This is a genomic window from Flavobacterium sp. GSB-24, assembly GCF_027924665.1.
GTDB lineage: Bacteria > Bacteroidota > Bacteroidia > Flavobacteriales > Flavobacteriaceae > Flavobacterium.
In genome coordinates, this window is record NZ_AP027043.1 from 3,453,006 (window position 1) to 3,479,043 (window position 26,038).

Genomic DNA, 26,038 nt, shown 5'->3' on the forward strand with positions numbered 1-26,038 from the left:
ACCTCATGAAAAGTAAAATTATTTATTTTCTATTTTTCTTCTTTCCCATGCTGATGATGACAGCTCAGGAAAACGGAGTAAAGGGAACGGTAATTTCGGCAGATGACGGAATGCCGCTTCCAGGAGCAACCGTAATTATTTCGGGTACAAATACCAGTACAGCAACAGATTTTGATGGAAATTTTTCCTTTCAAAATGTTGCTTCAGATGCTGTACTTGTAATCTCGTTTATCGGATATGCGCCGCAATCTATTTCTGTTAACGGGCAGAAAACGATCAATGTAACGCTGAAAGTTGACAACAATCAATTGAATGAAGTTGTAGTAACCGGTTATTCCAAACAAAAGAAAACGGATATCACAGGAGCAGTCGCAGTTGTGAACATGAAAGAAGTCATGAAACAGCCAGAGCCAAACCCGATCAAAGCTTTGCAGGGAAGAGTTGCCGGAGTAAAAGTGTCTTCAGATGGTTCGCCAAGCGGAGGAAATACAAAAGTAGTGATCCGCGGTGTCGGGACGCTGAACAATACAGATCCGCTCTACGTAATTGACGGAATGCCGACAAAATCTGGAATGCATGAATTAAATCCTAACGATATTGAAACCATTCAGGTGCTGAAAGATGCTTCTTCAGCCAGTATTTATGGCTCCCGAGCTTCAAATGGTGTGATTATCATTACAACCAAAAAAGGAAAAGAAGGTAAAATGAGAATCAATTTCAGCACATATGCTTCCTTTTCTGATTATTCAAGAAAGTTAGATGTTCTCAATGCGAACCAGTTTGGTCAGGCACTTTGGCAGGCCAATATAAACGATGGTTTAAATCCAAATAATAATAACCTTCGTTATCAGTTTGACTGGTCGGTAAATAATAATAAACCGCAATTGAATAAAGTTCTGGTTCCAGAATATTTAGATGCCGAGCAAACCATACAAGCTTCAAATACGGACTGGTACGATGCGATTTCTCAAACTGGAGTTGCCAATTCTTATGATTTGTCTGTTTCGAATGCTTCAGACAAAGGGAGCTACGTTTTTTCATTAGGATATTACGGGAACGAAGGCGTGGTTAAAACAACAGATTTTGAAAGAATTTCTGCCCGCATGAATGGGTCGTATAAATATTTTGACGGAAAGCTGGTTATTGGCGAGAATTTCAGTTTAAATAGAACTAATGAAGTAACAGATCCTGGTGTTCTAGACCCCGCGCTTAGAGCTTTACCGATTATTCCGGTGCACACTGTAGACGGAATTGGCTGGGGAGGACCAGTCGGAGGGATGAATGACAGACAGAATCCAGTTCGTCTTTTAGAATACAATAAAGATAATAAATACGATTACCTGCGTCTTTTTGGTAACGCTTACGCGGATTTAGAAATCATTAAAAACCTGCACATCAAAACCAGTTTCGGAATGGATTACGGCTTTTACAAAAAACGTACACTGCAGAGAAGCTACAAATCTGGTTATCTGCAAAACGATCAGACTTCTGTTACCATCGATCAGTCGATCAGCGACAAATGGACATGGACAAATACTGCAATTTATAGCCTGAATTTTGGAAAAAGCAATCTGAATCTGATGGCAGGAACAGAGATGTACAAAGATACTTATGATACAAATACGCTGCGTAAGAACGACTTTTTGATTGAAACTCCAGATTATATGTATCCCGATGCAGGAACAGGAGAATCTTTTACCAGCGGAACTTCTACTGTATATTCTTTACTTTCTTATTTCGGAAAAGCAGATTATGAGTTTGATAATCGATATCTGGTTTCGGCTACAATTCGTCGTGATGGTTCTTCCCGTTTTGGAAAAAACAATCAGTTTGGAACTTTTCCAGCAGTTTCAGCAGGATGGAGAATCAGCAACGAAAATTTTATCAAAAACAATGCTTCTGTTTTTTCAGATTTAAAATTAAGAGCAGGCTGGGGACAGACTGGTAATCAGGAAATCAGTAATACTGCGGTTTATTCGCTTTATCTGGCAAGTTATGCGGGTGGAAGTCCAACATGGGCAACTTCTTTTGGAACAGCTTACGATATTGCAGGAAATGGAAACGGATTACTTCCGTCTGGTTTTATTGCGACTCAGTCTGGAAATGATGATTTGAAATGGGAGACAACTACACAAACGAATATTGGTTTGGACTTTGGTTTATTCAAACAAAAATTAAGCGGATCTGTAGATTATTATATCAAAAAAACAGATGATATTCTAGTATTGCCACCTTATTTAGGAGTTATTGGAGAAGGCGGAAACCGCTGGGTAAACGGAGCTTCTATGGATAACAAAGGCTGGGAGTTTTCTCTGGGCTATCATGATGAAACCTCATTTGGACTGAAATATGATATTTCAGGAAATATTTCGGCAAACAAAAATAAGATTACACAATTGCCAGATGAAGTAAAAAACAATTACGGTGGTGACGGACTGAATGATAATATTTTAGGGCGACCAATCAATTCGATGTACGGATATGTTACTGACGGATTGTTTACAAGTCAGGATCAGGTGGATAATTCGGCAATTCAAGAAGGGAAGGGGCTTGGAAGAATCCGTTACAGAGATTTAAATGGAGACGGGGCAATTACAGATAAAGACCGCACGTGGATTGGAAATCCAAATCCTGGACTCCTATACGGCATTAATTTAAACTTGTCTTATAAAAACTTTGATTTTACAACCTTTTGGGAAGGAGCAAGCGATGTAGATGTTATCAATAATACCAAATATCAGACTGATTTCTGGAGTGTTGATGATGTGGGATCAAACAAAGGAACCCGCCTGCTTAATGCATGGTCTTTAGACAATCCAAATTCTACAATCCCAGCATTGACAACTGTTGACAGAAATGCAGAGTCGAGATTTTCAACTTATTATGTAGAAAATGGAAATTATCTTAAACTTAGAGTTTTGCAGTTTGGATATAGTTTTCCTAAAGAATTACTGAAGAAACTAAATATGGAGAGTTTTAGACTTTACATAAGCGGACAGAATTTATTGATTATTGATGCCAAAAGCTTCACAGGAGTTGATCCGGAAAATGCAGGTTTTGGATATCCTCAGCCGACAACCTTTACTGCCGGTCTTAATTTTACTTTATAATAAAAGATTGAAAAAATGAAAAAAATACTATATATAGCAGGATTTGCAGTGATGGGTTTCTTGGCTTCCTGTTCCGATTTTTTAGAAAATGATCCGCGTGGGGTGTTGTCAGAAGAAGATATTGTTACACCTCAGTCCGTTGAAGGATTTATGAATGCAGCTTATGCACAGTTAGGAAACGATCATTATGATTCTCCGTATAGTCTGTGGCCATTCGGGAATGTCCGCTCAGATGATGCTTACAAAGGAGGAAGCGGTACAAATGACATACAGGATTTTCACTTTTTTGAAGTATCCAATAATATCAGACCCGATTTTGGAGAGTTGGATTCTTTCTGGTATATCAGCTATGTAGGAGTTTCAAGAGCCAATAAAGCCTTAAAAGCATTAGAGCAGCTCTCAGAAGCGGATTATCCGCTGAAAAAAACACGAATGGCTGAAATGCGTTTTTTAAGAGGACATTTTTATTTTATGCTGAAAATTATGTTTAGAAATGTTCCTTACATAACAGAAGATATTCCAGTAGAAGATTATAAAACAATTTCAAACAAAGCGCTTTCAAACGAAGAACTTTGGAATAAAATTGCAGAAGATTTTCAGGCTGCAGCCGATAATTTGCCAGATACACAGCCACAAGTGGGGCGTGCCACTAAAAAAGCGGCTTATGCTTATCTGGCAAAAACAAGATTGTATCAGGCCTATACGCAGGATGAAACATTTAAAGTTACAGGTATAAACCAGCAGCATCTGCAGGAAGTAGTTGCGGCAACAGATAACGTAATTGGAAAAGCTTCTTTAGAACCTGATTTTGCAAACAACTTTCTTCCCGGAACTTACGAGAACGGACCAGAATCTATTTTCTCAATCCAGTTTTCTGATAATGACGGTACGCTTTATGGAAGATTGAATTTCTCAGACGTTCTTTCAACGCCGCAAGGTTTAGGATGCTGCGATTTTCATAAGCCAAGCCAGAATCTAGTGAATGCCTTTAAAACAGGCGTAAATGGTCTGCCGGAATTTGATACTTATAATGATCAGGATTTTGATTATAAAAACATAGATGCTAATACAGTTGATCCGAGATTATATCATACCGTTGCAATGCCAGGTCTGCCTTATAAATATGATCCTGAATTTCTATATGTTGAAGCTTGGGTTAGATCTCCAGGAACGTATGGTTATTTTGCTTCTCTAAAAGAAAATGTTGCACCAAGCTGCAGCTGTGTGGTAAATATTGATCCGTTTTATGGAAATTCAAAAAACAGAATCCAGATTCGCTATGCTGATGTGGTTCTGATGCGTGCCGAAGCTTTGATTGAATTAGGAAGACAATCTGAAGCTTTGCCTTTAATTAATGAAATAAGAGAAAGAGCTGCACAGAGCACAGGAAGACTGCCTTACGTAAACAATTTTAAAATCAATACATATGTGGACGGAAGCAATTGCAACTGGACACAGGATTTTGCCCGTAAAGCTTTGCGCTGGGAACGTCGTTTAGAATTGGCTATGGAAGGAAGCCGATTCTTCGATCTTGTTCGCTGGGGAATTACAGATCAGGTTATGAATGACTTTTATGCAAAAGAAAAAACAAAACGTACCTATTATCAGGATGCTTTTTTTGATGCACACAAAGAAGAATACTGCCCAATTCCGTTGAAGCAAATTAATTTCAGTCAGGGATTGTATAAACAGAATCCAGGTTATTAATCCTTAAAGAATCAGCAAAATGAAAAAAGCTTTAAATAAATATTGGACTAAAATGTCTATAGTTTTGGCAATGATTTTTATGGTTACTGCCTGCGAAAACAGTTTTGAAACTGGCGGATTTGATATGAATTCGCCTTCAAATGTACTTTCATTTAAATTAAACGGAGTTTCAGGAAGCATTGATCAGACAACAGGGAAAATTACTGTTGTAATGCCTTACGGATCAGATATAACAGCCATAAAACCAGAAGTTGTTTTAGAAGAAGGAGCAACGTCAAATCTGGAATTAAATTCAGCTATTAATTTTACAAATCCAGTAAAATTCAGAGTGGTTAACGGTAATTTATACAAAGATTACACAGTAACAACAACCGTTTTAAGTCCAATTAAGAGTTTCACGATCAATGGTGCAGCAGCAATTGTAAACGACATCAGCAGAACAATTAATTTGACCTTACCTGAAAATACTGACTTAACAGCGCTTAAACCAGTGATCGAAGTTACAACAGGCGTTACAATTTCACCAGCTTCAGGAGCAACAGTTGATTTTACAAATGCAGTCACTTTTGTAATAACATCAAATGGTAAGAGCGTTAACTATACTGCAAATGTCGGAGTTCCAGTTACAGGATTAACAGTTGCATTTTTAGGAACTGCAGCTACAAGATCAGGAATCACAAACATGGATGAAGTTACAGCTTCAAACTGGTTATTTGATAATTTCCCGGGAGCTAAATATATTTCCTTTGAAAGTGTTCAGAATGGTGCAGATTTAAGTGATGTCGATGTGATTTGGTGGCATTTTGATTCGGCTGCAAATTTACCTTCTATTGCTTATAATCCTGCCGTTACCACTGCACTTAAAAATTTTAGGGCAAATGGCGGAAACCTGCTTTTGACTTCTTTCGCTTCACAATACGTTGATGCTTTAGGAATTGTTCCATCAGGAAAAGGACCAAATAATGTTTTTGGTGATTTTCCTCCAAATGGATTTGTAGACGGAAATTCATGGGGAATGTCATTTGTTGGTCATGAAGCTCATCCAATATTTCAGGGTTTAACCACTTTTGAAGCTGGAAAAGCTAATTTACTGCAAAGCGGCACTTTCAGATTAAATCATACCGCATGGTGGTTTTTACCGGAATGGGGCGGATACAATAATGGAGAAGGTTGGAGAAACCAAACAGGAGGAACCAATCTGGCAAGTGAAGCTTGGGATAATGAACTGAACGGAAGGGTTACCATTGCAGAATTTCCAAATACAAGTACAAATAAAAATGTAATTGTTATTTCAATGGGGGCTTACGACTGGTACAATGAAACCAACAGCAGCGGCGTGCCAAGCCAGTCTAATGAGTTTATTGCAAACATCAGACTGCTGACACAAAACAGTATCAATTACCTAGCGGGAAAATAAATCACTTGAATTTAATACAATGAAATACAGAAATATAATTACAATTGCTCTCGCTTTCTTTTGGCTTGCTTCGTGCAGTCAAGATGAAACTTATATTGGAGGTTCGATTTCAGGAGGCAATTCTGAAATAACAAGTGTTTTTCCTGTTCCGCCAGCGCAATGGATGGGCGCAGACGATCCGTACTATAGCGCGGGTTATACTGGAGATATAATGCCTTTTTTTGATAACGGAAAATTTCATATCTACTTCTTGCATGACGCACAGAATAAACCAGCAGGAAAAGGATTTCATGATATTCATGAATATCAGAGCATAGATCTGGCGCATTTTACTTATGAAGGCCAAACCATTCCGTATGGTTCAAACCTTGAACCTGATTTTGCGATTGGCACTGGGTCAGTTATCAAAGCGGGCAGTCTTTATTATTTCTATTATACTGGACATAACGAAACTCCAGCTTTTGTTCAATCCAATGCAAGAGAAAGCGTATTATGCGCAATTAGCAGCGACTTGAAAAACTGGACAAAAGTTCCCTCTTTTAAAATAACTGCACCGACAGGATATTATAACTATGATTTTAGAGATCCTCATGTATTTTACAATGATGAACTGAAAAAATATTCAATGCTGGTAAGCACACAGACAGAACCGGGAAGGAAAGCCGTTCTGCTGCATTTTACAAGTGCTGATCCTGCATCAGGAAAATGGGATGTTGAAGCTCCACTTTATACTACAACTCTAGAGGATAATTATCTAATGATGGAGTGTGCGGATATTTTCAAGATGGGAAGTAACTGGTATTTAATGTTTTCTGAGAATTGGAGCGGAAGCAAAGGTACACATTACAGAATTGCATCATCTATCAATGGTCCCTGGACAAAACCTGAGAATGACAGAATTGACGGAGAATATTTCTATGCAGGAAAAACGGCTTCTGACGGAAATAAAAGATATGTTTTTGGATGGAGTGCCAGAAAAACACCTGAAAATGATTTAGGAAATAAAGATTGGGCGGGGAATATGGTTATTCATGAATTGATTCAGAATTCAGATGGAACTTTAGGGACTCAATCTCCGAAGTCAGTAAAGGATTTATTTTCTAAAAAGAACGCTACTGCTGAAGTAGATGCCATTTCAGCAAATGCAACAGCCAGTAATGGAACCTATTCTTTATCGGGAGAAACAGAAAAAGCAACGGTAACTTTTAAAAGTATTGGAAAGAAGGTCAAAATAAAAGCCGAAGTCACTTTAGCGAAAGCTACCGGAACAACCGGATTTGTTTTTCATACCAATGATACAGGAAGTTACTATAAAATTGTTTTTGATATTGCTAATGGAAAAATAAGCGGTTATAAATCGGCTTCGCAGGAAGTTACTCGTTTGCCTTTTGCCTTTCAGACAAATGTAAAATATGATGTTGAAATAATTGCCGAGGGAAGTGTTGTTGTGATCTATATTAATGGAAAAGCAACGCTCACCAACCGCATTTACGGAAGAGACAAAAACAAATGGGGATTAATCGCTGAAGGACAGACAAGCACAATCTCAAATCTTCAGATAACTCAGCCAGAATAGAAATTAATAATAAAATATTTTAGAATGAATAACGGAAAAAACCTTAAGGCGGTGGCGTACGGAGAGGTACTTTGGGATGTTTTTGCCAATGAGAAAAAGATTGGAGGGGCACCGCTTAATGTCGCCCTGCGCATGAAAACTTTTGGCTGCGAGGTGGCTATGATTAGCTGTGTAGGAAACGATCAAGATGGCAGAGTGATTAAGGAAGAGATAAAGAGTCTGGGACTTAAAACCGATACAATAGTTACCTCAGAAGATTTTCCAACCGGTCTGGTAAATGTCACTTTAAACGAACGAGGTTCGGCAAGTTATGAAATCAGCTACCCGTCAGCATGGGATAAAATTGTATTGAATGAGCAGACTGAAAAAATAGTGAAGCAAGCAGATGTACTTATTTATGGCAGCTTAGTCTGTCGAGATGCCGTTTCAAGAAAAACTTTAAAAGAACTGCTGAATTCAGTGGCTTACAAGGTCTTTGATGTCAATTTAAGAAAACCGCATTATTCCTATGAAATTTTGCAGGAATTAATGAACTCAGCTGATTTTATTAAGTTCAATGATGAGGAATTGCTAGAGATAGCAACAGCTATGGAATCTCCTTTTACAAGTCTGGAAGACAATATGCATTTTATTGCAGAGAAAACAAAAGTAAGGGCTATGTGTGTCACTAAGGGAAAACACGGAGCCTTATTAATGTGGGAAGGAGAGCTTTATCAAAATGGAGGATATCCTATTAAGGTATCTGATACAGTTGGAGCAGGGGATTCCTTTTTAGCGGCTTTAATCACATCACTGCTTACCGATAAAGCACCTAAGAATGCCATTGATTTTGCCTGCGCGGTAGGAGCTCTAGTAGCCGAAGCTCCAGGAGCAAATCCAGAAATTTTACCTTCCAGAATTGAAAATCTGCTGGGAAAAGTTAAAATTTGATTTTAAGCTTAAGCGAAGTATTAATATATCTGTGGAAGTAAGCCTGATGCCTTTTGGCATCAGGCTTTTGTTTTTCAAGCCAGAAAAATCTAAAGGATTACAAAAGGACAATAATCTTTGTTTTTTGATTAAAAAATTAAAATTGGAAAAAAAATAAACAAAAAATAGACAGACAAGTTTGTCTGTTTTATTTTTTTGTTTTAAGTTTGTTCTGTCTAATTATTACTAGATGTATAATCGAAATAAACGAATAAAGAGAGTATTAACAATTTAATTTATTAAAAAATGGAACAGAAACATCCACTACCACCATTTACATTTGAATCAGCACTACAGAAAATTCAATTTGCTGAAGATGCATGGAATTCCCAAGACCCTGAAAAAATTTCCAAAGCGTACACTATTGACAGCGAGTGGAGAAATAGAGATAAATTCGTAAACGGCAGGGAAGAAATTGTCAAGTTTCTTGCCGATAAGTGGAAAAAAGAGCAAAATTATAAACTGAAGAAGGAGTACTGGTCGCATACAGACAACCGCATTGCTGTAAGGTTTGAATATGAGTATATGGATGAAAAAGGTAATTGGTTTAGGGCGTATGGTAATGAAAATTGGGAATTTGATGAGAATGGGTTGATGGCCAAAAGATATGCCAGTATCAATGATTTGCAAATCACAGAAGAACAACGAAAGTTCTAATAGCGGAAAAATGTATTAGAAACAGGATTAGCAAAATTTTACTGCAGCTAGTTCTGTTTTTTTTATAAATCACAATCCAAAAGACATTTTTAGCTAGATTTGATTTAGGAAAGTCAGCTATTAAATATTATTTTAGTAGACAGACAGGTTTGTATGTTTGTTTCGGTAGTTGTATATTTGTTCCAAAATAAATCAGCTCATGATATCTCCAAAAGAAAGAATTATGGATGTAACCTTTGGCCTCTTTGCTAACCAGGGTTACAATTCGACCGGTATTAATCAGATTATTTCTGAAGCAAAAGTTGCCAAGGCTAGCTTTTACCAACATTTTAAGTCCAAAGAAGATCTATGCGTAGCATTCTTAAACGCAAGACATACATATTGGTTCAATGAACTCAATAATTTTATAACCGACAAAAAAGATACTAAATCAAAGATTTTGTCATCGTTTGATTATTTAATTTACATGAACTCTAAGGAAAATTTCAGAGGCTGTAGCTTCTTAAATATTTTATCTGAAATCCCTAGTGATAATCTTAAAATACTGAACGTAATTCAGGATCATAAGAAAGATCTAAGGAAATTTTTTTCAAATTTTATTAATGATGAAGCTTTATCGGATCATATATATATGCTTTTTGAGAGCTCTCTAATAGAGAGTCAGATGTTCAAGTCTAATGAAATGATAGAGAAATCTAAAATCATTATCAGCAGTCTAATTTAAAATTGCCCTCAATAAGCTTTTCCTTAAACAGATATTTCTTGTTTTAAAAAATTTACACTTAGTTGCCGGGGCTTGCCAATCACTGGCTGACAGGAAAACAAACAAAACCTATTGATGTTTTCTAAGAAACTAGTTTTGAAACTTGTCGTATTTCTCCTTTGCTTTCAAAAAATAATTTGTCAGTCGCTACAGAAATTGTGGCAATACAAACAAATAATAACCGCTCAAAACTCTTTGTATTAAAAGTACTAGAGTTCTTAGATTAATTTTATCCGTTTTCTTTAGTAATTTTAAGATCGGTGAAATGGGCCAATGTTCCAGGACCAACCCAAAGGCCAATACTTCCCCGCAGATTTTTACCCTGTTTCAGATCGCTGACAATGAGTGTTGGCTGTGAAGCTCCGTTGACGTAAAGTTTTGCGGTTTCGTCCTTTATCTCAATCTTTATTTTGATCCACTCTGCAGGCTGCATGTCAGCATAAGCTTCATATTTTTCAGGAGTTTCTTTCCTCAGTTTTTCCCATGGATATCCAGGAACTGAGATATATTGTGTGGAGTGGTTTCTACGAACCTGATCATTTGCCCGGCCGTTTGTAGGACGCAAATAAAATACTTCCATTTTAGAGGCATCATTACTCACGCGAAAAGCAATACCAACAAATCCGCGTGCGGTTTCTCCAGCACTGGCAAGCGTTTGTCCAGAAATAGACGCTTCAATTGTTCCGTTGTGAAAATCAATATCCTTCAGGATCGCAAGTGTTTTTTCATCATTGGACAGTCCCTGAACCTGTAATGCTTTTTTACCTTTGTAATCAACCTGCTCTACAGTAACCTGTGAGCAAATTACCTTATAAGGACTAAGTGTAATATTTTGAGCTTTGGTCTGTGCATGGACCAGAAGACCCAATGCAAACGTAAACAGCAAGTTTTTTATCATCTTATATATTCCGTTTTACTCTTATTCTCTGCAATATAATAAAAATGATGTAAACAGATAGTCAAATGGAGCTGGGCCGATACTATAATCGAATTTCTCGTTATTAAATTGTAAAAATGAAATGCAAGAAACATTTATTTTTTACTTAATGTAAAAGATACCGTCTTAACTTTTGTGGCAAAAAAGGTTTCCATTTCAAAAACTAGATTATTTCCGTTTTGCTTTACTTTACAAATTGGGATAAAAATGTAAAAGGATTTGTTTTGGAGTTTCTATAACTTGTCTGCGAATTGGGTCAAACCATTCGACTTCTTTCGTTACCTCTGCACAGCATTCATTTTTTGAATTGAAAAAAGAGCTTTTAATCCTGATTTTGTCATCGATATAAAAATGTTTGAGCTCAACAAAAAAATGCTGGGTAAACATTAGATCTTTATAACAAATCAGTTCATGATTTCCTTCGTGCAGATCGAGATTCAGAGTGTTCAGTTTCTCTTTTGAAAAACCATTATAAAATAAAAAGTGATACAATAATCGGACTGAGTATGAAATGTATGCGGCACTTTCCATAACCATAAAATCATTCACATCTTCTCCGGTAACAACGTAGTTTTTGCAGATCATCTAATTTTGATTGAGGTTAAAAAAAAGAGGCCAGCTTATATAAAAACTGACCCCAGAACATTAGTCATGTTTAATGAGGTTCTAAATCAATAATTCGATCCAGATCTTTGAAGAGTAGTTTCTTTGCTAAAAAGCACCTTTTAAAAGATTACTTAACTAATAAAAAATTGTAATTGATTTTTATTTTATCGGCAACTTTCTTTCTGACAAGACTTGGTATTTCAATATCAAAATCTTCTGGTTTTACTTCAAAAGAACCAATTGCATTAACTCCGTTCGCAGCTTTAGAAATTTTTATGATTACTGTTAAAGGTTTTGTTTTGCCGTGAATGGTAAGATCGCCTTTTAAGGTAAAATTTTTAGGAGTATTGGTAATCTTAGAAATATCAAAATCTTCTATTTTGCCTTTTAAAGTTGCTTTCGAGAATTTTTCAGATTCCATGTAATTTTCATTAAAATGCTCTTCCATTAATGCAACTTTGAATCGGAATCCTTTTATTAAAACCAAAGAAGCAAAATCACCAGTTGACTGATCAAGAACTGCAGATACAGATTTGTTTTCGGCTGCAACTTCCTCATAAGAAGGCATCGAAGCCTGAAATTTTATATTTCCTGTTTTTGTAATTAATTTTTGTGCAGAAGCATTTGTACCTACAGTAATAATTAACAGCAAAAAGAAGAAATTCAGCAATGATTTTTTCATAATGATTAATTTTCTTTTAATCCGTCCGTATTCCATTTTACGATTAAGTCAATATTAGCCTGCGACATTCTTCCGCCTTGAGGCATAAGCCCCTGCTGGCCGTTTTGCAGTTGAATTCGGTTTAATAAACCAGAATTTTCAACAGCCGCTTTAACTTCTGCAAATGTAGTTAGAGGTCTAAACGCTGCAGATCTTCCGCTTGAATGACAGCTGATACAGTTGGCATCAATAATAGATTTTACATTTTTACTATAAGTAATTGATGTTGTTGGATTCGTCGGCGTTGTTGGTGTTTCGATATCCTGAACTGTATCTGAGTCACTACAGCTTGCCAATGCAGCTAATAAAATTGTAAGTAAGATTGTTTTTTTCATGATTTATTGATTTATAGTTATTAAAATACTCTGTATAAGTTAAAGCCGAAAAAGAAATCACCTTTACCCCAGTCACCAGATGCATTAGTAAGGTATCCGCTCTCGCTCATAGATTGTGAATTGGTAAAGATTAACTGAAATACGTGCCCGCCTGTTTCTACGTCAAGTCCTACAGATAATGGATTTTTATAGAAGTCGGGTTTATCAAAATTGTGCATGTATTCTAAATTAACAGATAGTCTTTTAGTGATTTTATAGCGTCCGCCGCCGCCAAAAGAAAACTGATTATCTCTTTCGATATCAGGATTGTAAAGGTTTTTGTGGATAAATGACGGTACTAATTCCAGTGACAGTTTTTCGCTGATCTTTCTAGATATTAAAACCTGCTGTACATACGTAAGACGATGCTTAAATTCTAAACCAGGATATTGATCTTTTTCTAAGAAAGTGTTAATATCTGCAACGCTGTAACCAACAATGTCCAAAGGAAAATTATCGTTTTGTCTGGCAACTCTGTATTTTAATCCTGTTTCATACATTTTGTTTAAGGTATGTCGGGAAAGACTTACCGATAACCAGTTGGTTACGCCATAAATACCGCCTAGTTTTGTAGTGGCATTATCAAGACCAAAAAAACTGTCGAAACCATCTTTAACGCTGCCAAATCGATGTGATACCACAAAATAAAACTCTTTTTTTGCTGGCATTTTTGTGGTCTGCAATGTTACCAGCTGTAAAGCTTTAAAAGTTGCGGTTGAGTAATTTTCTTCTACCTGAGTAGAATCAAGACCCTGCAGCAAGTCATCTTGTGAATATGCCATGGCCGTCAGAAAGAAGCAGATTGGAACTAAAAATTTCTTCATAAATTGATTAATTGATTTGTTTGTTTAATAATGTGCATTGATCTAATTTGACTTCTTGAAAAAGTTCATCATATCCAATGCATTTACCTTTAACTCTTGTTATAGTATTAGCAGATTTATTTTTTAATTTTTGAGTGAAGAGACAGAAAACAGTATTTTCTAGAGTGATCACAGAATCTGTTTCTTTGGTTACCATTCCTGTAATTTCAATAGTCTTATTGAGATATAAAGAATCTGCTGTTTTAGGATTCGTGTTATAATCTTCCAGTAGTTTTGTGGCAGTTATACTGAAATCAGGCGTTTCTGATTCGATATTCCGTGCTTCTTTAAATAGGAATCCGTAGTAAAAGTAAATACCGGCTGAGATGATAATCAGTAATATAGCAGTTACTATTGCTGTTTTTCTTCTTTTCATTTTTTATTATTTTGATAAGATTTAATAGTAAAACAGCCTTGATAAAGATTACCCTACCAAAGAATTGTGTTTTTTGAAAAAAAATAAAAAAGAAGAAAAAGAGTTTTTTAAAACCCTTGTAGAGATAGAATTAAAAAGAAACTCTAAAACTCACGTTTGGAGTTCGTTGCAGCGAAAAAGTATCAACTTCTTCTATAGAATTTGTTAGGGAACTTATTCTATAATATTCGCTGATTTCGTTTTTACGGTTGAGAATATTTAAGATTGAAATTCCAATTTTGTACTGAATTCCATTTGATGTTTCCCATTTGTAAGTTGAAGAAATATTAACCTGCGAGAAAATATGCAGATTGGTATTATTAGGTTTGTTATAAAACAAAACAGGATTTGAAGGATCTATTTGGGCAAAATCGGGAGAGGTTTTTGGCCGGCCAGAAGACCATTTTGTCCCCAGAGCAATTTTGAAATTGTTTTTCTCGTAAATTCCAGCCCATGATAAAGTATGGGTCAGCTCAAAGTTATTTGGAAAACTAGGATATTGGTAATTTGGAAAATGATAATTGTTTTCATTGTACGTATAACTAAACCAAGTTAGAAATTGATTTATTTTTTTTTGAATAAGCATTTCTGTTCCCCAAACTTCATAGTCTCCGGTAGTTCTAACAAATTCCAACTGGTTCTGAAAACCCTGACTGGAAGTGGTGATTCCTATTACTTTTTTATAAAAATTTTCAATGTCGAGAAGCCAGTCATTCTTTTTATAAAATAAATTTAAAGATAACTGTCTGCTTTTTTGAATGGGAATTGTAGTATTATTTGAAATGATCCAGCGTCTTTTTTCAATCCCAAAATAATCTTTTTGTAAATCAATAATCTGCTGGGAGTTTTGACTTTTGATCTCGCCCAAAAGTTCCAGATTTACATTTTTATTGATGCCGTACGCAAATTGTATTCTAGGTTCTGCAATATATTTTTTAAATTTTTCAATATAATTAAGCCGCATTCCAGCTTTAAAATAGATTTTGGAAATTGTATCGTTGTATTTTCCTTCTGCAATTAAAGCATGAGTTCGAAGCACGTCTTTTACCTTACGGTAAAAGTCTGGATTTGTTACCTGTTCCAAATTAGTGATACCCATTTCATTGAACTGATAACCCTCATTAAAACTAAAATTAGAATTAATGATATGATTGTTTTCTAAGTTAATTCCGTTATTGTTAACTGTATTTTCCTGAATGACAACTTGATCTCCTAAAGTCGTTTTCTGATTGGCTAGAAGTTCATAAGAAGAATTGTAGAAATTAATTTTTGTAGTATTGAAGCTGTTCCAGTTTCTTCGCCATGACAAATTTCCACCATAATTCTGCTGGCGCAGCACATTCTCTTCTGATTTATTGGTGTTATAAACGGTGGCACTTTGAAAAACCTCCAAATTGTCTTTTATGGTAATTAAATCCAGTACTATTTGATCTTTTGATCCTATTTTTTGGGCATATTTGAGTGTCGCATCGTAGAAACCAAATTTTTTGTCGCTTTGATAGTTTACGTTTTGATTTTGAGAGAAATCTGTAATGGTTGTGTTTTGAAAAACCTTATTGAAATATTCTTTGTAAGTAGGAGTTTCTACAAAATCAGTAATCGATTTACGGGCAGAAATTTCAATATAACTTTTTTTAGAAAGATTGTATTTGGCATAAACATCGGCATTAATCATGTTAATTCCTGCACTAAACGAGTTTTTTTCTGCTGTTTCGGCAGTAGAAGAAATAGCCACAACACTGGATACACTTTCGCCATAAAACGCAGAACTTCCGTTTTTATAGATAGAAATTGTATGGGCTAAATTGGGATTGAAAACAGATATTAAACCGAAAAAATGTCCTGTTTGAAACATTCGGATTCCATTCCATAAAAATAAATTCTGGTCGTGTGTACCGCCTCTAACATTAATGCTGGAAACACTTTCGTCAAGACTGTTTACACCAGGAATCTGCTGCATAGTCTGTAAGGCATCAGGTTCGATAAGTCCGGGAAGTATACCAAATTTTTTAGGTTTAATTTCAAACGATCCGTTGTTGTTTTTCGAAATTCCTGATGCTAAAATTGCATTGGCTTTTATTTCGTGCAGTTCTGTAATTTCAGGTTCCAGCAATATCTGGGGACAATTTTTAGAAACTAAATTTCCAGGTGAAATTCTTTTGGATATAAATCCTACGTGACTAATTGTAAATATACTTTTGTCTTCTTTAGCAAATTCAAAATAACCTTCTGAGTCAGTTGCAAACTGAGTTTTGTTAGGCAAACTGATATTTGCGTTTTCAATAGGTTTTTTATCTGCTGCTGAAATGACATAGCCGCAGATCATTTCTGTGGCATTCTCTTTTTTATAGATATTGATGAATTTATTGCCAATATTTTCAAAAGATAAATGCGTTTTTTTACCCAGATATTCCAGTTTTTGTTCTAAAGAAAGGGATCTTTTTGGAGGATTGATTTCCAGTCCAGCAATGTTATCCTCCGTGTAATTAAAATTGACATCGTGTTGTTTTTCAATATCAAGTATTATTTTTTTGAAAGGCATTGACTTGCCCTTGTCCTGAGCAGAAAGATTCAGGGCAAGAAGCATTAGAACAAACAAAAAATGAAATTGTCTGGGGCGGAGCATTTATTTTTCGTCAAAAATTATTTTGTTTTCTGAAACTTTTTTGGCTTTTAGATGATACGTTGTGCTGATAATCTGCAAAGCTGTATTTAAGTCTTTAGCAGGTAACTTTCCTGTAAATAAAGAGATCGTGTCTTTGGCGTTTAACTCGATCTTAATATTATACTGTCTTTCAACCTCTTCTAAAAGGCTTTGTATATTTTCCTGATAAAAGCATATCTGATTATTTATCCATTCTGGTTTCGAAGAATTTACAGTGAGTTTAATCTGCTTTCCGTTTTCAAAACTCACGCTTTGACCGTGGGTTAGTAGAATTTCGGTCGAATCATAATTTACTTTTACACGCCCTTCGTAACACACCACATCAAACCTGTTTTTTCTGGTTTTAACATTAAACTGTGTTCCTAAAACGGTTACTTTTCCAAGGCTTGTTTCCACTTCAAAACGTCTTCCTTTTGCAACCTTGAAATACGCTTCTCCTTTTAACTCAAGATGTCTATTATTGTCCCAGTTCCATTTTTTATAGTTTATTTCAGAACCGGAGTTTAACACTACTTCAGAATTATCCGGTAGTGAAAAAGTGGTCTTTTTTCCAAAGTCTGCGGTTTCCGTTTCAGACATAAAAACTTTCATCGCAAATGTAACTCCAAGTGCGAGGACAAATATGGCCGCTGCGCGAAACATCCATTTTCTGTATAACGGAACAACTTTTGGAGCTGGTTTTTTCTGGCTTAAAATGTTAGACAGCATAGTATTTTCATCAAAGTCATCTGTCTCTAGATGAGCTGTATATTTCTTTATCTTCTGGTATTTTTCAAAATTAGGGCTCGCCTCAAATTCCGCCAATTCATCTTGAGATAAATCATCGTTGAGCCATTTTGCTAATAAGCGATCTTTTTTCATTTTATCGTATTATTTAATTAAAACAATTAGAACTAAATTTACCCTACTTTTTTAGATATCAATTTCTTTACGTAAGCTTAAAAGAGCCAAATGAATGCGTTTTTCTACCGCCTTTACGCTGATATTGAGTTCTATGGCAATTTCACTGTATTTTTTGCCGTCGATTCGATGCATCAAAAAAGCAGTACGCTGTTTTTCGTTTAGGTTTTCTATGGCTTTTAAAAGTTTGGCTTGAAACTGTTTTTCTTCCAAAAGATATTCCGGACTTTGATTTGTTTTATCTAAACCTGTAAAGTTTTTTTCATATTTCAGAACAACTTTCTGATGTGCAATTTGGTTTAAAGTAGTATTGTTCGCAATCGTGTAAATGTATGATTTGGCTTTTTCTAACGGCACTGAAGCACAGTTCTGCCAAAGTTTTACGAATGCTTCCTGGGCTGCATCTTCTGCTTGCTCTGCGTTGCCAAATTTGTATAAAAGAAAATTCCGAAGCGCTTTGATATGACTTTTAAAGAAAGACGAAAAAATTATTTCATCACAAGTATTGGATTGGTTTTTATCTGGCATGTAGGTTCTCAGTTTGTACGACGCAAAAGTATTTGTTTTTAATTGAAGTAGGGTAAAAGCAAAGCCGATTGTTTAATAGAAGAATAAAATGGTATCGGCTTTTGATAATTTAGTATAGAAGAACATACTGAAATCCTTGTTGTTACTTTATTAAAAAAAACAGTTTCTTAAAATTTATTACCTTTGTAAAAACATAAATATGTTCCTTTTGAAAAAATATTTATCACTCGCAGTTTTCCTGTTCCTGCTGTTTTCCTGTCAAAGTGAAACAGATGAAGAAAATAATAATGCACAGGGAACAATTACAAATGTTTCCCCGCTGACTACATATCTGCAGAGAGTTGCAATGGTACAGACCGTTCAGGATAATGTTATCGACGGATCTAGCTATTGTACTATAAAACTCCCTTATACGGTTACTGTAAACAACCAGCAGATTGCAGTTAATACAACTGCCGATTATCAAAAGGTTGTAGATAATATCAATGCCAGTAATTATGATGATGATATTGTGAAAATTGATTTTCCTGTAACTATGGTATACTATAATTACATTGAAAAATTGATTCCCAATCAGGCTGATTTTGATTCTTTGATTGATTACTGGAATCTTTATCCAGATCTTTTATCTAAAATTAATGGATTAAAAATCAATTATCCTATAACAATTAATATTTACAACAGCGCTAGTCAAATAGCAAGTTCACAATCGATTATAAGCGATCAGGCATTTTTTAATTTTATTAAAAATTTAAATGAGAGTCAGTATATTTCTTTAAAATATCCTATTACGATAGCAGATTATAACGGACAGACAAAATCGATTACCAATAATTTAGAGTTCGAAAATGCTATTAAATATGCTATAGATTATTGTCCAGAAAATAATATTGTAACATTAGATTTTGAACAAACCCTAACAAATGGTTTCTGGGAAATCCCGTATTATTTTGATGATACCGTAAAAACGTCAAATTACAGCGGTTACTCTTTTGTTTTTAAAAGTGATAAATCTGTTGTGGCCAGTAAAGGAGGAGTTTACGAAACTGGTCAATGGGAAAGTACTGTTCAATATGGAGTACGAGAACTGAAGATACATTTTACAAGTGAATTACTTGGAAAATTGAATTTTAACTGGAAATTATTTGAATTTAATAATTCTCAGATCCGATTAAGAGATGTAGGTACTACAACTGATTATCTGTACTTTCAGAAAAAATAAGTTACTATTAAAATGCGTGGTTTTTTACCGCAAAGAGCGCAAAGGTTTTTCGCAAGGTTCGCAAGGTTTTATATAATTAAAAAGTTCGCAAAGCATTGTTCAATACAAACCTTTGCGAACTTTTTAATCATACCTTATTTAAAAAAAAACCTTAGCGTTCTTTGCGTTAAAAAAGTGAGTAGTTAAAAAAAAGGGTTACTTTTTCTTCTTCTTTCCCAGCCATATAAGTAAACCTGTAATAGGCAGTGTCGCCGCAAAAAGACAAATCAAAAAAGCTAGAATTTTGGTTGGATAACCATAGATACTTCCTGTATGTATGGGATAAATAAGACGCCTTACTTTATCGCCATTACTAAACGATTCATAAGGTTTGATTTTTAAAAGTTCACCTGTATATTTATCAAAATAAGCCATACTCGAAATATTCGGTATCGATTTTTCAATATTTAGTTTAATGACCATGATACTATTTATCGTGTCAGAAGGAATTCTGATTTGGGTATCTCCTTTGTATTTATAAATACTGTCAGTTTTTGAGAATATGTTTTGATAGAAATAGGTTTTATCCAGTTTAGGGTCAACTTTTGTTGGGTTTTCAACTTTAGCCGAATGTTTTTTTGTGGTTCCATCAGCAAATAAATAAATACCGCTTTCAAACCATTTAAAAGACCAGGTTAGTCCAGTAAGCGATACTGTTAGAAGAAACAAAAAGCTGTAAAATCCAAATGTGGAATGAAAATCCCAATTGACTCTTTTAAAAGAAGCGCTCCATTTTACAGTTAATCGCTGCTTTAGATTTTTCATTTTTTTCGGCCACCATAAAATAAGACCCGAAATGAGCAGAAAAACAAAAATAAGACAGCTGCAGCCTGTAATAAATTTTCCAGCTTCACCTAAAATTAAATGACGATGTAAGTCCAATACCACAGAAAAAAACCTGCTTTTTTCCGTAGTTTGGCACAAAACTTTTCCAGTGTATGGATCTACAGAGAAAATCTGTTCATTTTTATCGGCATCGGTTCCAGAAATAATTACAGTTCTTTTGGGATCTTGATAAGTCTGAATACGCTCTAATTCTGTGATCGCATATTTTTTCCTGATGGCATTGACATAAATGTCAACGGGCAATTTCTTTGTTCCAATACTAGAAACTTCATAAAATTCGGGATTGACAAAAGTATCAATCTCTTTTTCAAAAACTAAAATGCTTCCTGTAAGTGCGACTATAAATACAATAAGCCCGGACGCAAGTCCGAGCCATAAATGTAAAAATCCAATATTTTTTTTAAATGTTTTATTCATGTAGGAGGAAGGAAATATTTTCCAAATATAATTAAAGCTTTTAAAAAGAGTACCCCAATGTTAAAAGCCAGTTCGACGGCGCACCAGGGAACAAACGGATAAAGTCGTAACCACCAACCCAATACGTTTTGTTCAGTATATTATTGGCATTTACCTGAATCTTAAATTTATTAATGTTATAATATAATGCCGCATTAAATAAAGTATAGCCTGGCAAGGTTTGAGTGTCGGTCTGGCTTAATGTACGTGTAGTGGCAAAATTAGTTCCAAATGCAAGACCAAAATCTTTCAAAGCTCCGTTTGTAAAATTGTAACGTGTCCATAAATTACCCTGTTGGCGTGGCGTGTTTGGTTTTTGTCTTCCAATTTCAGATTCAATCGGACTTTCAGTAATTGCAGCCTCATTATACGAATAAGCAGCAGAAATACTCCAGTTTCGTGTGATATTTCCATTCAAATCAATTTCAATACCTTTAGATTCTTCTTCTCCAATTGCGCGCATTAAGTCTGGATTTGCAGTATCGTTTGCTGGATAAAGCGTGTTTTTCTGCTGAATTTTGAAAAGGGCAACCGTTACAAAAAGTTTTTCTTTGAACCATGATGATTTTCCTCCAAATTCAATCATATTACTTTCTAACGGATCAAAAGGTCCGCCCGCATTTGGATTTGATAAAGAAGAAGCTGTCTGAGGGTTGTAACCTTTTACGTAAGTTCCGTACAAATTAATGTTTGGATTAAGAGTATAAGTCAGTCCAAAACGCGGTAAAAACGAATGTTGTTTGACTTTCTTTTCTGCAGCTTTTTTGTAGTTTTCTTTATCGGTATATTCGTCGTAGCGCACTCCAATTAATGCCTGAAAAGCGCCAAACTTAATATGATCTTGAAGATAAACTCCATACAAAGAATAAAATGTTGGATCAAAAGGGCGAGCCGCATAAAAATACTTGCTCATGTCTTTTAACTGCTGTGATGCAGAGGGGTTTGTGAGGTCAAAATGCGCCACGTTTGGTACTGGATTTCCTTTAGCATCCAATAAATAATTAGCTTTATTCGCAGGGTTATACGTGGCAATTGATCCAGTATTAGATGCATTTCTATATCCTGTAGCCTGCAGCTGAGATCCTCCAGCAGGTACTTCTTCCTGTGCATAGTCGTAACCCACAATTAGATTATGATCTAATGCTCCAGTTTTGGCTTCGTATTTAAAGAAAGCCGAAAGATTATCGATATAACGTTTACGTTTACGCATAAAAACCTGCATTTCTATAGAAGTAGGAATAGTAGTTCCGTCACCTGCAGATGCATATTTATTGGCGCCTCGATGCTCTAAAAGATCTTCTGTATAACCTGTACGGATGTACGATCCAGAAAATGACAAACGATCTGTAAATTGATGATTTAATGAAGTTGTTACAATGTATGTTTCCTCATTTAAATAATCGTTAGTAGAATTTAAGGAGTTTGAAATTTTAGTAGAATACAAATTGTCTTCGTATGTCGATTGTCCGCGGTCTAGTATACTTTTCGAACTTGTATAAATCAAATCAAAATTGACACTTGTTTTGTCATTTGGAAGGAAAGACAGGGAAGGAGCAAGCACAATATTTTTATCGAATTGTAAATCCCTGAAAGAATTGGCATTTTCATAACCTAAATTCAATCGGTATAAAAGTGATTTATCTTCTGTTAACGGACCTGTAAAATCGGCTAAAGCTCTCAAAGTATTAAAACTTCCGGTAGAAAAACTCACGCTGTTAGCAGACTGATCCAAAGGTTTTTTGGTTACCCTGTTGATAACTCCTCCAGGTGAAGCATTTCCAAAGAGAGCAGAAGATGGTCCTTTTAAAACCTCAACACGTTCCAGATAATTGGCAAGCGGTTGTTTCCAAAATCCTGTAGAGGTTCGCATACCATTCAGCAATTGAGTATTACTGCCTCCGTTTATTCTAAAACCTCTAATTGAGATATCGTCATAGAAAGTAAACTGGCTTACCCCGCTGAAGTTTTTAACCACTTCGCCTACGCGTATGGAACCCTGATCGGCTATTAATTCTTTGGTTGCGTAAGATACGGCTTGTGGCAAATCTTTTAAAGCAATTTCTGTTTTTGCTCCAATAAAAGATTTTGTATTTCGGTACGATTTCTCTTTACGTCCTGTAATTTCCACCGTCTGCAAAGTGTTAACGTTTTCCTTTAAAATAATTGAAAGATCAAGATTTTGATTTTCAGTCAATTCTACATTTCTTTCTTCTACTGTAAATCCCATTGCCGAGAAATAAACAGTGTATTTTCCAGGAGCAAGATTTGTGATTTCAAAATTTCCTTTATCATCGGAAACAGTGTTTTTTTTAAGGGTTTTGATTGAGATAGAAGCATAAGATACAGCTTCATTATTTTCGGAAATGATTTTTCCAGTAATTGTAGCATTTTGTGCGAGACCAATATTAAAGAGGCCTAACAGCAATAGGGAGAATATAAACTTCATGGCGGTTATTTATTTTGACCGCAAATATATGTTTATTTAGATTAAATACAAATAACATTCTAAATTAGTCATTTATTTTCTTTGTTTTTCTTTGCGTACTGGTTTTATATAAAAAAAAACATGTCATTTTTAAAGTTGTAATTTAAGTGTTAAATAATTGTTTTACAGTAAATTATGTTATTATACTCTTGTTCATCTAATTTAATTATATTAACTTTATTCTTACAAAAATTTCATTTGAAATTATTTAAAGTGTTTTATAAAAGATAGGCGACTTTAAATTTTTTCAGTCTGTGCATAACATTCAATTTCTTATACAGTCTCTGCTATCGAGATACTTTCCAGCTGAAGTAAATATTTTTTATAAATAATTAATATAGAGCAATATGAAAAATGAAATGAGTTTACAGCCCCAAAATTCCAAAGTTATTTTAAATCCTTACCCTTCTACATGGCCTGCAGATGGACCAATTGATTTAAAGATTCATGATTTTCCACACAATAAATCCATAATAGAATGGTGGTATCAAAACTGCCATTTATCCTCTAAAGATGGCAGGCAGTTTTCTGTATTTGCTTCCTTTTTTAGAACGTCTTTAAAAGATGAACGTACAGGAGATTTGACATACGCACATTCTGTAATTTGGTCTTTATCTGATAAAGATGCCCGTAAATATTATAGTGATTCACTCGTTGATCAATCCATGCCCGCAGAATCAATAAAAGTTATTAATAAAAAAGAAGATTTAATTCATAAACCTTTTTACCGTGCATTAAAAGAACTGTATGAAAAAGGGAATGTGCCACTGCCCGACAGGCTGCTTAAGAAGCCTGCGACGATTGGTGTAGAGGAGTTTTCACTTGAATACGATGAAAATTCTTTTAAAAAAGACAAAGACGATACATATCATTTAAGACTTAACAATTCTTTGAAAGAAGTAGAATGCAAACTTCAGTTTATTCCATTAATAAAACCAATAAAGCATGGTGAAGATGGATGTATTGCAGGTATTAGTAAAAGTGAAGATATGTTTTATTATTTTATTCCAAAATGTGGAGTTACTGGTGAGATTAGGATAGGGAACGAGATTTATGAGGTAGAAGGCAGTGGTTGGTATGATCATGAATTTAGTAAACCAGGTGATGAAATTAAAGCTCTAGAATTCAAACAAGATATGGCATGGAATTGGGTATCACTGCAACTGGATAATGAATTTCAATTATCTGTATATGATCTCTTTGATAATACGAAGAATGGTGAATATGATGGTGGTACTGCAGTTATAATTGATAAAGATGGTAAGAGAATTAGTATTGAGAATTACTCATTTTCTCCCAAAGATTATTGGACAAGCACTAAAACTTTTGTCTCCTATCCAATATCCTGGAACTTAGAAATGCCTGACTATAATGTATCTCTTACTATAACTGCTGATTTTCCTGAACAGGAATTTATAACTGCACTCTCATTGCCGGCAATTTGGGAAGGATGTGTCCATGCTTCTGGAAATTTTATGCATACACAGGTTAAAGGCCTAGGATATGTAGAAATAGCTGGGTTTAATGCTAATGAAACTATTGAAAGTTTTTTAAAAGCAGTTGGTAAAACTACACAGAAAACAGTAGAAAATCTGCTGCCCTTAGTCCCAACAGATGATGAGTTTTACAAGTTAGTTAATAGCCCGCTAGGGGTTAATTTTTTTAGTCAGGCAGATAAAGAACAATATGTTGCCTCTGTTGTTAAACCTGTTCGGGAAATTGTTGACAGGAATAAAAAATCCTGGCGTTCATATGTATTGCTTGCCTGTATAGATAGTGTGGGAGGTGACTCGCAGCCGTTTATAAATCTGTTGGCAATGCCTGAGTTAATACATACAGGTTCACTAATAGTAGATGATGTTCAGGATAAATCTGAGAAACGCAGAGGAGGTAAAACACTTCATCATATTTATGGTGAACCTTTAGCAATAAATGCTGGAAATGCATGTTATTTTATAGGAGATATTGTTGTTGGTGATTCTCAAATTTCAGAACAAATCCGCTTGAAAATTTATCAACTTTTTTTTGAAATGATGCGTGCCGCACATGCAGGACAGGCACTTGATATTAGTGGTCTTCACGCCTTTATGCCCGAGGCAGTAAGAACCGGAGATTGTACAGCACTCGAAAAAAGACTTTATACCATCCACAGGTTAAAAACAGCAGCACCAGCTTGTACATTAGCACGAATTGGAGGAATAATAGGAAATGGAACACCTGAAGAAATAGATGAAATAAGTAATTACTTCGAAGCTGCAGGTATGGCTTATCAAATAATGGACGATGTGCTAAATTTAAAAGGATTTGAGAATAATCTTAAAGATAAAGGAGAAGACATTACAGCAGGAAAAATTACCATGCCTGTTGCAAAGGCAATGGGTTTACTAAATTTTGATGAACGTGAATATGTTTGGAAAACAATTCAAACAATGCCTACAGATGAAAAAGTGATACGATCTGTAATTAATGTCCTGCAAAGTTGTGGTGCTATTGATGCATGTGCAAAAGAGGCTGAAGATCTTATTGAAGCCGCATGGAAAAAAATAGACATTATAGTTCCTGATTCATTTTATAAAGTAAGATTACGAGCCTTTGGCTGGTTTATATTGCAAAAAGATTAATTTACTTCATATTGAATTCAAAAAGCCGTCAAATCATTATTTTTTTGATGGCTTTATTATGAAAAGTAGTTACCGGTTTTGACTATTTCAGTTATGAAGCTCCTTCTAATTTACCTGAAGAGCAATAATTGCGGACTGTCCTTTCAGAAAGATCCAGTTTT

The 26,038-nt window shown here is 35.0% G+C and carries 20 protein-coding genes; 9 read left to right on the top strand and 11 right to left on the bottom strand.

Annotated features, from left to right (window positions below):
- Window positions 1–5 precede the first annotated feature (5 nt).
- From QMG60_RS14940 to QMG60_RS14970, 7 genes are all read left to right on the top strand, one after another.
- The gene (locus tag QMG60_RS14940; protein ID WP_281865461.1) at window positions 6–3,110 is read left to right on the top strand and encodes a TonB-dependent receptor; all 3,105 of its coding nucleotides are present in this window, start codon (window positions 6–8) and stop codon (window positions 3,108–3,110) included.
- A 15-nt stretch (window positions 3,111–3,125) separates the two neighbouring features.
- Window positions 3,126–4,817, top strand: coding sequence for a RagB/SusD family nutrient uptake outer membrane protein (locus QMG60_RS14945; RefSeq protein ID WP_281865462.1), 1,692 nt, complete (start codon window positions 3,126–3,128; stop codon window positions 4,815–4,817).
- Window positions 4,818–4,836: 19 nt separating this feature from the next.
- A complete protein-coding gene (locus tag QMG60_RS14950; protein ID WP_281865463.1) occupies window positions 4,837–6,234 on the top strand; it encodes a DUF4960 domain-containing protein in 1,398 nt (465 codons plus the stop codon).
- Between the two features lie 19 nt (window positions 6,235–6,253).
- Window positions 6,254–7,810 carry a glycoside hydrolase family 32 protein gene (locus QMG60_RS14955; RefSeq protein WP_281865464.1) on the top strand — a complete coding sequence of 519 codons (1,557 nt, stop codon included), beginning with the start codon at window positions 6,254–6,256 and terminating at the stop codon, window positions 7,808–7,810.
- Between the two features lie 24 nt (window positions 7,811–7,834).
- Window positions 7,835–8,740, top strand: a complete 906-nt coding sequence (locus QMG60_RS14960) for a carbohydrate kinase (protein ID WP_281865465.1) — start codon at window positions 7,835–7,837, stop codon at window positions 8,738–8,740.
- A gap of 285 nt (window positions 8,741–9,025) precedes the next feature.
- Window positions 9,026–9,436, top strand: a complete 411-nt coding sequence (locus QMG60_RS14965; RefSeq protein ID WP_281865466.1) for a nuclear transport factor 2 family protein — start codon at window positions 9,026–9,028, stop codon at window positions 9,434–9,436.
- A 199-nt stretch (window positions 9,437–9,635) separates the two neighbouring features.
- The gene (locus QMG60_RS14970) at window positions 9,636–10,160 is read left to right on the top strand and encodes a TetR/AcrR family transcriptional regulator (protein WP_281865467.1); all 525 of its coding nucleotides are present in this window, start codon (window positions 9,636–9,638) and stop codon (window positions 10,158–10,160) included.
- A 268-nt stretch (window positions 10,161–10,428) separates the two neighbouring features.
- Here the strand turns inward: QMG60_RS14970 and QMG60_RS14975 are convergent, their stop codons facing one another.
- From QMG60_RS14975 to QMG60_RS15015, 9 genes are all read right to left on the bottom strand, one after another.
- Window positions 10,429–11,067 (bottom strand): hypothetical protein, encoded by a 639-nt coding sequence (locus QMG60_RS14975; protein WP_281865468.1) that lies wholly within the window; start codon window positions 11,065–11,067, stop codon window positions 10,429–10,431.
- Between the two features lie 258 nt (window positions 11,068–11,325).
- On the bottom strand, window positions 11,326–11,721 hold the full coding sequence (locus tag QMG60_RS14980) for a hypothetical protein (protein WP_134141405.1): 396 nt from the start codon (window positions 11,719–11,721) through the stop codon (window positions 11,326–11,328).
- A 148-nt stretch (window positions 11,722–11,869) separates the two neighbouring features.
- On the bottom strand, window positions 11,870–12,424 hold the full coding sequence (locus QMG60_RS14985) for a YceI family protein (RefSeq protein WP_281865469.1): 555 nt from the start codon (window positions 12,422–12,424) through the stop codon (window positions 11,870–11,872).
- 5 nt (window positions 12,425–12,429) lie between these two features.
- Complete coding sequence (locus tag QMG60_RS14990; RefSeq protein ID WP_057118105.1) at window positions 12,430–12,798, bottom strand: cytochrome c; 369 nt, start codon at window positions 12,796–12,798, stop codon at window positions 12,430–12,432.
- A gap of 20 nt (window positions 12,799–12,818) precedes the next feature.
- Window positions 12,819–13,661 carry a DUF5777 family beta-barrel protein gene (locus tag QMG60_RS14995; protein ID WP_134141402.1) on the bottom strand — a complete coding sequence of 281 codons (843 nt, stop codon included), beginning with the start codon at window positions 13,659–13,661 and terminating at the stop codon, window positions 12,819–12,821.
- A gap of 7 nt (window positions 13,662–13,668) precedes the next feature.
- Window positions 13,669–14,076, bottom strand: a complete 408-nt coding sequence (locus tag QMG60_RS15000; RefSeq protein WP_057118103.1) for a hypothetical protein — start codon at window positions 14,074–14,076, stop codon at window positions 13,669–13,671.
- Window positions 14,077–14,206: 130 nt separating this feature from the next.
- Window positions 14,207–16,657, bottom strand: coding sequence for a TonB-dependent receptor (locus QMG60_RS15005; RefSeq protein WP_281865470.1), 2,451 nt, complete (start codon window positions 16,655–16,657; stop codon window positions 14,207–14,209).
- Between the two features lie 84 nt (window positions 16,658–16,741).
- Complete coding sequence (locus QMG60_RS15010) at window positions 16,742–17,641, bottom strand: FecR family protein (protein WP_281865471.1); 900 nt, start codon at window positions 17,639–17,641, stop codon at window positions 16,742–16,744.
- Window positions 17,642–17,692: 51 nt separating this feature from the next.
- Window positions 17,693–18,208, bottom strand: a complete 516-nt coding sequence (locus QMG60_RS15015) for a sigma-70 family RNA polymerase sigma factor (protein ID WP_057118100.1) — start codon at window positions 18,206–18,208, stop codon at window positions 17,693–17,695.
- 199 nt (window positions 18,209–18,407) lie between these two features.
- Here QMG60_RS15015 and QMG60_RS15020 point away from each other — a divergent pair, with 199 nt between their 5' ends.
- Window positions 18,408–19,430 (top strand): hypothetical protein, encoded by a 1,023-nt coding sequence (locus tag QMG60_RS15020; protein WP_281865472.1) that lies wholly within the window; start codon window positions 18,408–18,410, stop codon window positions 19,428–19,430.
- 195 nt (window positions 19,431–19,625) lie between these two features.
- Here the strand turns inward: QMG60_RS15020 and QMG60_RS15025 are convergent, their stop codons facing one another.
- Entirely contained in the window at window positions 19,626–20,732 is a 1,107-nt protein-coding gene (locus tag QMG60_RS15025) for a PepSY-associated TM helix domain-containing protein (RefSeq protein ID WP_281865473.1), read from the bottom strand.
- 40 nt (window positions 20,733–20,772) lie between these two features.
- Window positions 20,773–23,217: a TonB-dependent receptor gene (locus QMG60_RS15030; protein ID WP_281865474.1), complete on the bottom strand. Its 2,445-nt coding sequence runs from the start codon at window positions 23,215–23,217 to the stop codon at window positions 20,773–20,775.
- 386 nt (window positions 23,218–23,603) lie between these two features.
- Here QMG60_RS15030 and QMG60_RS15035 point away from each other — a divergent pair, with 386 nt between their 5' ends.
- Window positions 23,604–25,877: a polyprenyl synthetase family protein gene (locus QMG60_RS15035; RefSeq protein WP_281865475.1), complete on the top strand. Its 2,274-nt coding sequence runs from the start codon at window positions 23,604–23,606 to the stop codon at window positions 25,875–25,877.
- The last annotated feature ends 161 nt before the right edge of the window (window positions 25,878–26,038 follow it).